The sequence below is a fragment of the Chitinophaga fulva genome (genome assembly GCF_012927205.1).
Taxonomy (GTDB): domain Bacteria; phylum Bacteroidota; class Bacteroidia; order Chitinophagales; family Chitinophagaceae; genus Chitinophaga; species Chitinophaga fulva.
In genome coordinates this window covers 344263-357703 of sequence record NZ_JABBGC010000002.1, presented here as the reverse complement: position 1 = coordinate 357703, position 13441 = coordinate 344263, and the positions used below count along the sequence as shown (strand labels likewise).

The 13441-nt window shown below is 49.0% G+C and carries 10 protein-coding genes; 4 read left to right on the top strand and 6 right to left on the bottom strand.

Annotated elements, in window-relative coordinates; genetic code table 11:
- Positions 1-33 precede the first annotated feature (33 nt).
- The gene (locus HHL17_RS18105; RefSeq protein ID WP_169226231.1) at positions 34-2265 is read left to right on the top strand and encodes a glycoside hydrolase family 20 protein; all 2232 of its coding nucleotides are present in this window, start codon (positions 34-36) and stop codon (positions 2263-2265) included.
- A gap of 59 nt (positions 2266-2324) precedes the next feature.
- On the opposite strand, the gene HHL17_RS18100 is transcribed toward HHL17_RS18105, so the two are convergent.
- The 3 genes from HHL17_RS18100 to serA form a co-directional block, all read right to left on the bottom strand.
- The gene (locus HHL17_RS18100) at positions 2325-3911 is read right to left on the bottom strand and encodes a S41 family peptidase (protein ID WP_169226230.1); all 1587 of its coding nucleotides are present in this window, start codon (positions 3909-3911) and stop codon (positions 2325-2327) included.
- Between the two features lie 26 nt (positions 3912-3937).
- A complete protein-coding gene (locus HHL17_RS18095; RefSeq protein WP_169226229.1) occupies positions 3938-4726 on the bottom strand; it encodes a hypothetical protein in 789 nt (262 codons plus the stop codon).
- A gap of 224 nt (positions 4727-4950) precedes the next feature.
- Positions 4951-6186: a phosphoglycerate dehydrogenase gene (gene serA / locus HHL17_RS18090; protein WP_169226228.1), complete on the bottom strand. Its 1236-nt coding sequence runs from the start codon at positions 6184-6186 to the stop codon at positions 4951-4953.
- 322 nt (positions 6187-6508) lie between these two features.
- On the opposite strand from serA, the gene HHL17_RS18085 reads away from it, so the two are divergent.
- Positions 6509-7720 (top strand): serine hydrolase domain-containing protein, encoded by a 1212-nt coding sequence (locus HHL17_RS18085; RefSeq protein WP_240975903.1) that lies wholly within the window; start codon positions 6509-6511, stop codon positions 7718-7720.
- A 91-nt stretch (positions 7721-7811) separates the two neighbouring features.
- Here HHL17_RS18085 and HHL17_RS18080 read toward each other — a convergent pair whose 3' ends face one another.
- A complete protein-coding gene (locus HHL17_RS18080; protein ID WP_169226227.1) occupies positions 7812-8789 on the bottom strand; it encodes a cation diffusion facilitator family transporter in 978 nt (325 codons plus the stop codon).
- 164 nt (positions 8790-8953) lie between these two features.
- On the opposite strand from HHL17_RS18080, the gene HHL17_RS18075 reads away from it, so the two are divergent.
- Positions 8954-9541: an HD domain-containing protein gene (locus HHL17_RS18075; RefSeq protein WP_169226226.1), complete on the top strand. Its 588-nt coding sequence runs from the start codon at positions 8954-8956 to the stop codon at positions 9539-9541.
- Positions 9542-9558: 17 nt separating this feature from the next.
- Positions 9559-10074 (top strand): hypothetical protein, encoded by a 516-nt coding sequence (locus tag HHL17_RS18070; protein ID WP_169226225.1) that lies wholly within the window; start codon positions 9559-9561, stop codon positions 10072-10074.
- A 403-nt stretch (positions 10075-10477) separates the two neighbouring features.
- Here HHL17_RS18070 and infC read toward each other — a convergent pair whose 3' ends face one another.
- The gene (infC, locus tag HHL17_RS18065; protein WP_169226224.1) at positions 10478-11155 is read right to left on the bottom strand and encodes a translation initiation factor IF-3; all 678 of its coding nucleotides are present in this window, start codon (positions 11153-11155) and stop codon (positions 10478-10480) included.
- A gap of 167 nt (positions 11156-11322) precedes the next feature.
- A complete protein-coding gene (thrS, locus tag HHL17_RS18060) occupies positions 11323-13263 on the bottom strand; it encodes a threonine--tRNA ligase (protein ID WP_169226223.1) in 1941 nt (646 codons plus the stop codon).
- Between the last annotated feature and the right edge of the window lie 178 nt (positions 13264-13441).

Here is a 13441-nt window from a genome sequence, read left to right as displayed (position 1 = left end):
TCCCTATCATTGTCCTTTAATTTTGTCAAGCTTATGTTCAAGTATTGCGTCAGTGTGTTTTTGTTGACAGCATGCAGTGTGCTGCCAGGGAAAGCACAGTATACCGGTAACCTGGACCTGATTCCGCGGCCCACACAGGTTACAACCGGTACCGGCTTTTTTCATCTCAATGGTCAGGGGCTCATTTTCCCGGGAAAAGATTTCCGGCAGGCTACTCAGCTTCTGAAAGAAATGGGCGCCTTTCCGGCCAGCGGGAAAACCCGCTCCACGATTATCTTCAGACAATCGAACGCCAACACCATACCACATCCCGATGGATACCGCATCCGGATCTCTCCCACAGCGGTAACCATCGACGCCCGCAGCAATGCCGGCGCTATCAACGCCGCACTGGCCATCGTACAACTCAGCTGGTTGCAGCCCGACCGTACGCTGCTGCCCTGCGCAGACATCGCCGATCAGCCACGCTTCGGATACCGTGGCGTTCATCTCGACGTGTCCCGCAACTTTTTCCCGGCTGCCTATGTCAAACGCTTTATCGATCTGATGGCGCTGTACCGAATGAATACCTTCCACTGGCATCTGACCGACGGAGCCGGCTGGCGGCTGGAAATCAAAAAATACCCGGAACTGACGCAACAGGCTGCCTGGCGTACTACCGCCAACTGGAAAGAATGGTGGAAAGGTGACCGGCGCTATGCTCATGAAGGTGATCCTAACGCCTACGGCGGATATTATACACAACAGGAAGCAAAGGAAATTGTAGCTTATGCGGCCACCAGGGGAATCACCGTCATCCCGGAAATAGAAATGCCCGGCCACTCAGAAGAAGTGCTGGCCATGTATCCGAACCTGTCCTGCTCCGGCATCCCTTATAAAAATTCAGAGTTTTGCCTCGGCAACGATTCCTCCTTTTACTTTCTTCAAAATGTGTTGGACGAAGTAATGGCTGTCTTCCCGTCCAAATACATTCATATTGGCGGTGATGAAGCTTCTACCAAAGCGTGGAAACAATGCCCCAAATGCCAGCAGCGCATCCGCACAGAACATCTTAAAGATGAAAAAGAATTGCAGAGTTATGCCATCCGCCGGATGGAAAAATTCCTGATCTCCCGCCACCGCAAACTGCTCGGCTGGGATGAGATACTGGAAGGCGGCCTTGCCCCGGAGGCAACAGTAATGTCATGGCGCGGAGAAAGCGGCGGTATCGCGGCGGCCAAAGCCGGCCACGATGTGGTCATGACGCCCGGCGCTTATTGTTACTTCGACAGCTATCAGGCCGACCCTGTCACACAACCGGAGGCTATCGGTGGATTCCTGCCGCTGGAAAAAGTTTACAGTTATGAACCGGTTCCACGGGAGCTCGACAGCGCCGCAGCGAAACATGTATTGGGCGCACAAGCCAACATCTGGACGGAATACATTCCCAATTCCTACCATCTCGAATACATGACCTATCCCAGAGTGATAGCGCTGTCTGAGGTAGTATGGTCAGATACCCTGCACAAAAAATGGGAAAATTTCCATCAGCGGATACAGTCTCACTATCTCTTACTGCAACGGCTAAACGTAAATTATTACCGTCCTTCCTACGCCGTGAGCATCCACCCGGAAATCAATACCACACAGCATGAGGCGGCCATCACTTTCAGCACGGAACAATATCGTCCACAAATACGTTACACGCTGGACGGCTCTACGCCTACTCCACAGTCAACGCTATACAACGGCCGCTTTATAGTAAAAGGCTCCGCTGTGGTGACTGCGGCCATCTTCCAGGACACGCTGCTGAAAGGCAAACCGGCAGCGCTGGCGGTAGACGATCATATCGCATTAGGCAAAAAAGTGATCTATAACAAACCCTACAACGAAAAGTATGCAGCACAAAGGGAAGCCACTTTGGTAAACGGATACCGGGGTTCACTCACCTATGGAGATGGCCAGTGGCAGGGATTCCTGGGGGATATGGATGTAACGGTGGACCTGGAAAAAGTAACGCAGCTGCATAGCCTGTCCGTCAATTTCATGCAACTGACCGGTCCTGGTGTTTACATACCGGCATGGGTAGAAGTGCAGTTATCGGATGATGGTCAAAACTTCCGTACGGTACAGCAGGTCAACAACGATGTCCCGGTTAGCTTGTCTACACTGGCTTTCAAGGATTTTAAATTTAACCTTGGTCAGCAGCAGGCACGTTATGTACGCATCCATGCCAGGAATGAACAACGTGGATTTATGTTTACCGACGAGATCATTATCTATTAATAAAAAATCCCCGCAAAGCGCTGTCAGTGGCTTTGCGGGGATATATGATATTCATCCTTTTAGTGGCTGCTACGTATAATGCGGCTGCGTTCATAATCCACCATACCATTAAAGCCGTTCACCGGTTTCAATGACGGGATCGCCTGACGCAGATCATTCAATTCAGTGCTGGCCAATCGGGCGCCGGATGTATAACTACCGGTAGTCAGATAATTGACAATCGCTTTCAGGTTATCATCTCTCTGGGTATTTCCCCAAGCTATATTCACATAATCATTGGCGGCAGCATTCACGTCAATACCAGTATAATACCCTCCTTCGCCATTGGCATTTTTTGTCTCAAAGTTAATAGCATACAGGTCTGCCAGGTATTTCTGATTATGGTTCTGATCAAAAACAGAAATATTAAAATCGATAAAGCCAACCGGTTTACCATATGTTTTAGATCCCACCAGCTTTACCGGCATATATGGTTTCAGGTTGTTCAGCGTCAGCTCGCTGGCGGATGCCGTGTTACCAGTAGTAATGAAGAACACATTGTCCAGATTGAGTTTGCTGGTAGCTGCTGCAAATTTGGTGGTGGTAGTCAGTTTAACGTCCGATATATGGGCCATCAACTTGTCATTGAAGATGGTATTGTACATCAGCTGACCGGCCGCGGCAGGCGGAGCGATAGCATTATCGAGATATTCCGCTGTAGACACCGCGCCTCCCCCATTGTAGCGGAAATCCACCACGAGGTTGTTAATGCCCTGCGATGCAAACTTGGCAAACAGCTGGTCCAATACTGTCCGCGTATAGGTATCCTGGCCATTGCTGTTGATGATACTGGCGAAAGTATACATGGAGAAATAGCCCACTTTCTTCGCGATATTATTTTTGTCGACTACCGTAAACACCGTATCAAACACCACCGGGTTGATACTATAGCTGGTAGTAGTAAGCGTTTTAGTGATGGTGCTTCCGTCCAGCCGTTTGAAACCAAGCGTTACCGAAGTGCTGTTGAAGATAGCGTTATACAACGACTGCAGGAAAGTCTGACTGGTGGAGATGTTGCTGTTACCGTTTACCGAAATGATTTCCCATCCGCGGGTAACACCGATTTGTCCGGCAGGACCATTCTTATCGGCATACAATATAAATATGTGGGCATTGTTGCCACCGTCCAGTGCGATGCCGTAATCCAATCCGAAATCTCCGTTGTTGGTGGCAGCAAAAGTCTGTGCCGAAATACCGTTCATCAGTTTATTGGTCAGTACGCCATTACGGTCCAGGAAGCTGTAGTGATCATACGGCTTCGTCGTCACCGGATTGATGGCATATGATTTCATGACAGACAGCAGGCTGTCGGCATTTGCATATTTGGCGTCCAGCGGGTTGATTCCCGGCACCTGGGAATACCAGTAGTAGGTAGGCAACCCGGCAGATGCGTTGCGACCGCCGTCTGCATAGGAAACTTGCATGATCTGATACATCAGGTATTTCAGGGAATCTTCATACGCGGATGCTGGCTTACTGGTGGTATCTATACCCGACGGTGTTGGCTCCGATGTCTTATTGTCTTTGCGGCAGGCCGTCCATAAAAGCACACAGACAATGCCGGCGAGGGCGGTCCTGGCTCCTGAGGTAAACAGATTTGTATGCATAATAACGGTTAAGACTATTTGAAATACTATGGGTGCGTCGCCAATGTCTGTCTCGTCCAGAATTCTGTTGAAAAGAACAACATCATTTTCATACGGGTCTCTTCATCGGGCATCGCCGGGGCGCCGCCGTCCTTGCTCGCTTTAGCTTGTTTTTCCCGCAGAATTTTCTCCTGCTCGCGGCGTTCGGTCGCACTCAGGGAGTTTACTTTAAAACGATAAGCCACCGGTTTATCGTATCCGGCAGGAATGCCTGCCACAGAAAGAGGTACGGCCAATTCGCAAACCAGGTTGCCTGCCGCGTCAAAAGCTGCCGCGGTGCGGATGCCATTGGTATTGTTGACAGGGATATTACCGTCAGTTACGCCGGTAAGCCCTTCCACCTTGATCTGTTTCGCGTTCGCGAGGGCCTGTCGTCTCCATTCTTCAGCCAGCTTCTGGCGGGATTCCTGCGGCACATCGGGGGTATTGTTGATTTCCCCTACCAGCGGAAAAGTGATCATGGCGCCTCCTTTCTTTTTCCCGGTGGGATTGATGGACACGCTCAGCCCGGAGCGCATAATACGTTGCTGACTTATCTTATCCGGCACGCTCACGATCAGGAACAGGGTGTCCTTATTATTGGCGATCGTATAAAAGAGTTTGGTATCGTTGTTATAAAACTGCAGTGGCTTGGGCCATTCAGTTGCCTGGCCGTCGATGTTGATCTTCTCAGGAGCCCATTTATTAGGCTCGCTGTCCTGCGCGTTTACATTTACCTGCCATAGCAGTGTGGCTGCCAATGCTACCCCTGCCATGCGTACGTTGATACTGTTCATGCTTTTGTTTTGATTGCTGTTTACGCTTGCAAGGATAACAAACAAATCTGAAACAATTTACATAAAAAGCGGGGAAGACCGGAAAAAGAATCGATGAAACGGTCAGCCGGGAAGACAGAACCGGTATTTGGGGATTTTAAAGATTTTGTTATTTGATTATTTAAGGATTGTCGTGAAAAGACAACCCATAAATAACCAAATAACAAAATGGCAAAATTTCTAAACTAGTAAAGGAGTCTGGCTTTGATCGTATGTTTCACGTCTTTCAGCAATGCCAGGGCTTCCTGGGACAGCTGACGGTCAACGTCGAGCACCACATAACCAATCTGATCATTGGTTTTAAGATACTGTCCGAGGATATTGATTTTATTTTCAGACAGGGCGGTGTTGATGGCAGACAATACGCCCGGCACGTTCTGGTGTACGTGCAGGATACGATGGGTGTTTTCGATAGGCGGCACACTGATGGCGGGCACAGTATGGGAACCAAAGCTGGCGCCTTTTTCAAGATAGTTGAGCAGTTTGGCGCTCACATCGAGGCCGATGTTATGCTGCGCTTCTTCTGTACTGCCGCCAATATGCGGTGTAAGGATCACGTTGGACAACTTCTGCAGCGGTGTGCTGAAGGCGGCACCATTTTTTTCCGGCTCTACCGGGAACACGTCTACGGCGGCACCAGACAGCTGACCACTTTCCAGGGATTCTTTCAGTGCTTCCAGGTCCACCACTTCTCCCCTTGCATAGTTCAGGAAGATGGCGCCTTTTTTCACGTAGGAAAGGGTTTCCCGGTTGATCATCATCTCGGTGGACCTGTTGGATGGCACGTGGAGGGAGATGATATCTGCCTGTTCAAACAGTTCCTTCAGGGAGCGCTGTTGTACAGCATTGCCCAGCGGCAGTTTGGTCTCCGCATCATAATACATGACGTTCATCCCCATGCCTTCGGCCAGCACGCTCACCTGGCTGCCAATGTTGCCATAACCAACGATACCGAGCGTTTTACCCCTCAGTTCATAGCTGCCTTTGGCTTCTTTCATCCAGATGCCGTTATGGGCAGCCGCATTTTTATCAACAATGCGACGGATCAATACAATTGACAACCCAATCACCAGTTCAGCTACAGAACGGGTATTGGAATAAGGGGCATTGAAAACGGCCACACCATGTTCTGTGGCTGCTTTAAGGTCTACCTGGTTGGTACCGATACAGAAACATCCGATCGCCTGCAGCTTCTTGGCAGCCTCCAGCACTTTACGGGTGACTTGTGTTTTGGAACGGATACCTAATAAATGAACATCCTTGATTTCATTGATCAGATCTGCTTCACTGAGCGCTCCGGCCACTTTGCGCACCGAATAGCCCGCAGTGGTAAATTCTGCCACAGCAGCGTCACTGATATTCTCCAACAATAAAATGCTGATCTTTTCTTTCGGATAACTTGTAGACTTTACCTGTTCCATAATATTATTAAGAATTATATGTATATTTTGTTCTCGCAATTGGCTTAATAATTGCGGTTACGCGGGACAACAAACAAGGCACAAACCTACTCTATGTTGGGGAATAATCAAATACTGCCATAGTCAAATTCGATTTTTATTAAAAAAACAGGTATCTACCCCTCGTTTTTTTGATGTTTTAATAATCAACGGGCTTAAAAATATATTAAAAGCGGGTTGGATGCCTGGTAATATTTGGTACACATTGACAATGGGTATAATTTTAGCGCCTTAAAAATATTGAGAGAGAATAAGCATTAAGTAAGTCAGTGAATCACCTCTAATGAAGCGATTGAAAGCAGTAAGCATCATCTTATCTATCACGGGAATTGCCATTATCTCCAGCTGCCAGGGCAATGCAGCACGCAGGGAAGCTAACAGAAAAAAGGCCATATCAGACAGCACCCTGTATACGCTTAATTTAACAGAAGCACAGCGGGAAGCGATCCTTAAGGCGCCGCGCACCGTACAATTACAACGGGAACTGAATGCATTTTATACCGGTAAACTATTGCGCAGCGGTTTTAACGGCGCTATCCTGGTAGCTAAAAAAGGCGTTATTATTTTTGAACAATACCATGGTTTGGAAAACTACCGGACTAAAATCCCGGTGGTAGACAGTTCCGCTTTTCAACTGGCGTCTGTCTCCAAAACCTTTACCGGCGCAGCGGTACTGTGGCTGGCAGAAAAAAAGAAACTCAGCCTCGAAGATTCCATTCAGAAATTCTTTCCCGAGTTCCCTTATAGAGGAATCAATGTGCGCATGCTGCTTAATCACCGCAGCGGCCTGCCCAACTATCTTTATTTCTGCGACAGCCTCTGGAAAGATCAGGCAGCCTTTATCACCAACGATCAGGTGATCCGGTTGATGGAGCAACACAAACCACCTATCCAGCATTTGCCGGACACACACTTCCAGTATTGCAATACCAACTATCTCCTGCTGGCCTCCATTATAGAAAAAGCCACCGGACAGAAATACGCCGACTTCATGCAGCAAACCTTTTTCAAACCGCTGCAGATGGTCAATACGTTTGTCTACGACCCGGCTTCGACACCGCGGCGTCATCAGACCCAAAGCCATAAATACAACGGTCAGGCTGAACCAGACACCTACTTCGATGGGGTAATGGGCGACAAAGGCATTTACAGTACCGCCCGTGACATGCTCAAATGGGACCAGGCATTGTATTCCGGTCAACTGCTGGATTCTGCCACGCTGAAAGCCGCATATACTCCTTATAGCCATGAAAAACCCGGCATCCGCAACTACGGACTGGGATGGCGTTTGATGGTATACCCCGACAGCGCTAAAAATATTGTATATCACAACGGCTGGTGGCATGGTAACAACACCGTGTTTTACCGCTTCGTGCAAGACACTACTACACTGATCATCCTGGGCAACAAATACAACCGCGGTATCTATCAGGCCGTGAAACCCATCCGGGAAATGATGGGCCATGGTGATGGTGAAGAAGCCGGTGCCGAGTAGTCGCGCAGTGTAAACATCTATTAAACAAAGGGGCGAAGATCAGCTATGACCTTCGCCCTTTTGTTATTTTAGGTGGATAGATATTCGTCGTTTATCCGTGCTTTCTGTTCGGCAACACGTTGTCCCGCGTCCACGTAATTTCTCCGGTGAAAGCATGTTTCCTGACCGGGCAAGCCTCTTTCAGGCAGTAGTGGCAACAGGAAGGTATACAGGGGTCCATATGAATAAAGAACTCTACCTCACTCCCTTCAAACCCTTTATTGACAAGTACTTCCACCCTTTTCATTTCATCATGGGCTTCTGTCAGCGTGAGGTAGTAAGGCATGGTAATATGACAATCGATGTGGTAGTTATTGCCGTATTGCTGCACCCGCATATTGTGGATATCAATCCAGTTGGGCACGCGTTGGCCTGAAAGGATAGCGATCACCTTATCCACCACCTGCATATCCGTTTCATCCATGAGGCCTGAAATAGAGCGGCGCATCAGCTGATATCCTTTAGTGAGGATAAGGATGCCCATCAGCACGGAAACGGCCGGGTCGAGCCAGTTCCAGCCCGTGAAGTGGATGACGCCCAGGGCGATGATCAGGCCCACGCTGCTGTATACGTCTGTCATGATATGCTGACCGTTACCACTCAGCGTGATAGAGCCCAGTGTACGGCCGGAACGGATCAGGTAAAGCCCCAGTAGCAGGTTGGCCGCTGTGGTGGAACCCAGCAGCCATAAGCCGCTGCTCATTTCATGCAACTCCTTCGGTGTAATAAAATACTGTGCAGCTTTGACAAGGATGAGCACTCCCGCAAAGAAAATCATGGCGCCTTCAAAACCGATGGAGAAAAACTCCACTTTGCCATGTCCGTAAGGGTGATTGGCATCTTTGGGCTTGCCCGACAGGTAAATGCTGTAGCTCGCAAAACCGCCGGCCACCACGTTGATGATAGATTCCATCGCATCGGAAAGAATAGCCACTGAATGGGTCAGATAGTAGGCCAGGAACTTGGCCACTGTCAGGATGAAACTAACGATAAGCGACACCAGGATGACGCGTAATTCTCTTCTTAGCAAGTAGATCAGATTGTATGGGTGTGAAAGTACAAAGGTACGGTTATTACGGCATTGCTCCCACTGCGGCCGCAGTGAAAATTAATATTCCCGTAACACAAGCCCGCCAAAATTTTACGAAATTAATAGGCTAAATAATCGCCCCCTAACGTAAACCCATAAACGAAATGAACAGTAGAGAAATCCGGGCCAATGCTGTAGTAGACGAACTTTTTGGTTTATACGAGCAATATGGCCATCATGCCTATGGAGAACAGGTGACCATGCTGATGCACATGATGCAATCCGCCCTCATAGCCGAACAGACCGGTTCCGACGATGAAATGATACTGGCAGCTTTCCTGCACGACATCGGCCACTTTTTTGAAAGTGACGACCAGATGGACATCTACGGCGCCCAGGCACACGATACCGTAGGGTACCGTTATCTCACTTCCTGCGGGTTTCCCCCTAGAATGGGGCAGCTGGTAGCCAGCCATGTTGCCGCCAAAAGATATCTCACCTGGACAGACAGCGCCTACTACGATACGCTCTCAGAAGCCAGCAAGGAAACATTACGGTACCAGGGCGGCCCGATGACAGCCTCCGAAGCAAAAATATTCCGCGCCGATCCATTGTTTGAACAATACATCCAGTTAAGGATTTGGGACGATATGGGGAAAGACCCCGACATGCCGGTACTACAGCCCGATCTGGAAAGGATGCGCACACGCATGCAGCGTTACCTGCTGGCATATGGCCAACTGGGAGATTAATTCTATATTGCTGCGGTATGAAACTCAGAGAAGAAATACTGTCGGCTCATAGCAAAGAACATTCCCTATATGTTGCCAGCTGGATCGGCGGCGATGCCACGCGGTTCCGGCAGCTGATGCAGCTGTTTCTGGAAGATGAATACCGGGTAGTACAACGAAGCGCCTGGATCATCAGCCTGGTGGCCGATAAGCATCCGGAACTGCTGACCCCTCACCTGCCGGAAATGGTTGCCCGTATGGAAACAGGCGGACTGCCTTCGGCTGTAAAACGAAATGTGCTGCGGGTGCTGCAGGACATGACCCTCCCACCTGAGCTGCACGGCCCGGTGATGAACGCCTGCTTCCAGTACCTGGAGGACCCTAAAGAGATGATTGCCATCAAGGCCTTTGCTATGACCATACTATCCAATCTCACACTCACCTATCCGGATATCAAGAATGAAATCCGCATACTGCTGGAAGACCTCCTGGAACATGATCCTTCTCCCGGCATCCGTTCACGGGCAAAAAAGGTAATGAAGGCTATCGGTTGAAATACACTATCGCTCAGGGGCACATAGGGACCACCATCTCATTGCCCCAGGGCTGAAGCCCTGGGCTATGATGTTTTGCAATTTCTTTCGGATGATTGTACCTGCCGTTGATGCTGTGTTTGCGCTGCTGTAGCCCTATTGCTTCAAACCCATAGCAGCACAACAGAGATATTTCATTCAGATGATCACCGCTATAGTTTATGCCTCGTTTGCATTACTGCGGCAACCTTGTTGCTCCAACAAAAAGGTGGCATGGCAAGTAGATATAGATATCTCTTTTGGATGATCACTTATACAGTTTACGCCCTGTCTGCATTGCTGCTGCAGCCTTATTTTTCCAACAAAAAAGCGGCACAGCAGGTAGATGATACCTGCTGGTGCCGCTGTATAAGTTTGATACCAATTAAGCTTTGTCTTCTGGTTTGCTTTCAGCAACGCGAGGTTCCTTTGGCTCCTTTGGCTCTTTTGGTTCTTTAGGTTCTTTTGGTTCCTTTTCTTTTTTCTTGGCAGCTTTTGGTGCAAAGATGGCGATCATGCGTTTACCTTCCATGGTAGGCATGCTTTCCAGGCCACCTACTTCAGCCAGCCTTTCAGCAAACTTCAGCAGGATCAGCTCTCCACGCTCCTTAAACATGATAGCACGACCTTTGAACTGCACGTAGGTTTTCACCTTGTTACCTTCTTTCAGGAAGTTCTCCGCATGTTTAGCTTTAAAGTCAAAGTCATGATCATCGGTGTTAGGCGTAAAGCGGATTTCTTTCACCTCGCTTTTGTGCGCCTTCGCCTTCATTTCCTTTTCCTTCTTTTTCTTTTCGTAAAGGAATTTATTGTAGTCGATGATACGGCATACGGGGGGCGCGGCATTAGGGGATATTTCCACGAGGTCGAGGCTTTGTTCCTCAGCCATACGCAGGGCGTCCTCTGTTCTGTAAACGCCTACCTCCACATTTTCACCTACCAGTCTGACCTCAGGAACACGGATCATTCTGTTGGTCCGGTGTTCTTGTTGTTGTTCCCTGCGGAAATTCGGGTTTCTGCCCCGATTATTACCGCCAAAATTTGGTCTGGGTTTTTGTTGCATTAAAAAAATTAAGATTTATTAATTATTGTTCATAGTCCATGGTCCATATCCCACACATGGACCAAAAACAACTTATACAAAAATAATGGGAAAACTCTGTGCAATTAACATACCTGAATTTAGGAATGTTCATTGTTTTATATACTTCTTTTCCACATTTAAGTATGTTACTCGATTGGCTTGCGGTTGATCACCTCTTCGTTTACCAGTGTGGTAAACTGTTCCAGGGTCATGGTTCCGAGGTCACCTTTGGCTTGCCGGCGAACAGCCACGATATTGTCGGCCGCTTCTTTTTCGCCGAGGACCAGCATATATGGCACTTTGGCGAGTTCTGTGTCGCGGATTTTCTTTCCTATTTTTTCGCTTCTGTCGTCAATCTCAGCGCGAATTTCCGCTTTTTTCAGCAATTCTGCCACTTTTTCTGCATAGGCCTGTGTTTTCTCGCTGATTGGCAGGATTTTCACCTGTGTAGGCGCCAGCCACAACGGGAATTTGCCCGCGCAGTGCTCGATCAGCACGGCGATGAACCTTTCCAGGGAACCGAATGGCGCACGGTGGATCATCACCGGACGGTGACGCTGGTTATCGGCGCCGATGTACTCCAGTTCAAAACGTTCCGGCAGGTTGTAATCCACCTGGATGGTACCCAGCTGCCATTTACGGCCGAGGGCGTCTTTTACCATGAAGTCCAGCTTAGGGCCATAGAAGGCTGCCTCACCGTATTCAATCACGGTATTCAGTCCTTTCTCCGCCGCAGACTCGATGATCGCCTGTTCTGCCAGGTTCCAGTTCTCTTCCGTACCGATATACTTGCTGCGGTCTTCCTTGTCGCGCAGGGAAATCTGAGCGGTATATTCAGTAAAGCTGAGGCTGTTGAACACGTACATCACCAGATCGATCACTTTCTGGAATTCTTCTTTTACCTGGTCGGGACGGCAGAACAGGTGGGCATCGTCCTGAGTAAACCCTCTTACGCGGGTAAGGCCGTGCAGTTCACCGTGCTGCTCGTAGCGGTATACGGTACCGAATTCCGCGAAACGTACCGGCAGGTCTTTGTAGGACTTAGGAGAGCCTTTGTACAGTTCGCAGTGGTGCGGACAGTTCATGGGTTTCAGCATGAACTCCTCGCCTTCTTCCGGTGTATGGATAGGCTGGAAGCTGTCTTTACCATATTTTTCGTAGTGACCGGAAGTCACGTACAGGTTTTTATTACCGATGTGCGGTGTTACCACAGGCAGATAGCCGCTGGCCAGCTGTGCTTCCTGGAGGAAACGTTGCAGGCGTTCACGCAGCATAGCGCCTTTGGGCAGCCACATAGGAAGGCCCAGTCCCACTTTTTCAGAGAACATGAACAATTCCAGTTCCTTGCCCAGTTTGCGGTGGTCGCGTTTTTTCGCTTCCTCGATCAGTGTCAGGTATTCGTCCAGTTCCTTCTGGTTCGGGAACGTGATACCATAGATGCGGGTGAGCATCTTGTTTTTCTCGTTACCGCGCCAGTAAGCACCCGCGATGCTGGTCAGCTTAATGGATTTGATGAAGCTGGTGTTCGGGATGTGCGGGCCACGACACAGATCCGTAAAGCCGCCCTGGGTGTAGAAAGTGATGCTTCCGTCGGGCAGTTCATTGATGGTTTCTATTTTGTAAGGGTCGCCTTTTTCAGTGAAATAAGCCAGTGCATCGGCTTTGCTCACGTCTTTGCGAACATATTCGCTGTTCTTTTTAGACAGCTCCGCCATCTTGGCTTCTACCGCTTTCAGGTCCTCATCGGAGATGGTGCGGTCGCCCAGATCAATATCGTAATAAAAACCGTTTTCAATAGAGGGACCGTAACCCAGTTTCACGCCGGGGTACAGCGCTTCCAGGGCCTCGGCCATCAGGTGCGCGGAAGAGTGCCACATGGTGGATTTACCATCTGTATCCGTCCACGTCAGGAGCTGCAATGTAGCATCCGTTGTAACCGGGCGTGTAGCATCCACTACCTGCCCATTAACTTTTGCAGCCAATACTTTACGTGCCAATCCTTCGCTGATGGATTTGGCAATGTCCAATGCAGTTACTCCTGGTTCATACTGACGAACTGCGCCATCCGGAAAAGTGATATTTATCATACGTTTTACTGTTAGCGTCATACTTTTTCATATGCGCTATATTTCCTTTATAAAATGTTTGCGAAGTTAAGAAATAGTTTGTTAGCTTTTTGCTTAGTCCGCCAGCGAATTCCAAGGAATTTAAAAATAATGGTCCGCGCAGCGGTGGGGTATCAGTCCGGAAAGTCAACAAAGCCTG

Bases quoted from the DNA above. Each gene is read 5' to 3' on its own strand.
- HHL17_RS18085 (WP_240975903.1), top strand. From the start codon at position 6,509: ATGAAGCGATTGAAAGCAGTAAGCATCATCTTATCTATCACGGGAATT.
- serA (WP_169226228.1), bottom strand. From the start codon at position 6,186: ATGGAACAGGTAAAGTCTACAAGTTATCCGAAAGAAAAGATCAGCATT.
- infC (WP_169226224.1), bottom strand. From the start codon at position 11,155: ATGCAACAAAAACCCAGACCAAATTTTGGCGGTAATAATCGGGGCAGA.
- HHL17_RS18095 (WP_169226229.1), bottom strand. From the start codon at position 4,726: ATGAACAGTATCAACGTACGCATGGCAGGGGTAGCATTGGCAGCCACA.
- HHL17_RS18105 (WP_169226231.1), top strand. From the start codon at position 34: ATGTTCAAGTATTGCGTCAGTGTGTTTTTGTTGACAGCATGCAGTGTG.
- thrS (WP_169226223.1), bottom strand. From the start codon at position 13,263: ATGATAAATATCACTTTTCCGGATGGCGCAGTTCGTCAGTATGAACCA.
- HHL17_RS18070 (WP_169226225.1), top strand. From the start codon at position 9,559: ATGAAACTCAGAGAAGAAATACTGTCGGCTCATAGCAAAGAACATTCC.
- HHL17_RS18075 (WP_169226226.1), top strand. From the start codon at position 8,954: ATGAACAGTAGAGAAATCCGGGCCAATGCTGTAGTAGACGAACTTTTT.
- HHL17_RS18100 (WP_169226230.1), bottom strand. From the start codon at position 3,911: ATGCATACAAATCTGTTTACCTCAGGAGCCAGGACCGCCCTCGCCGGC.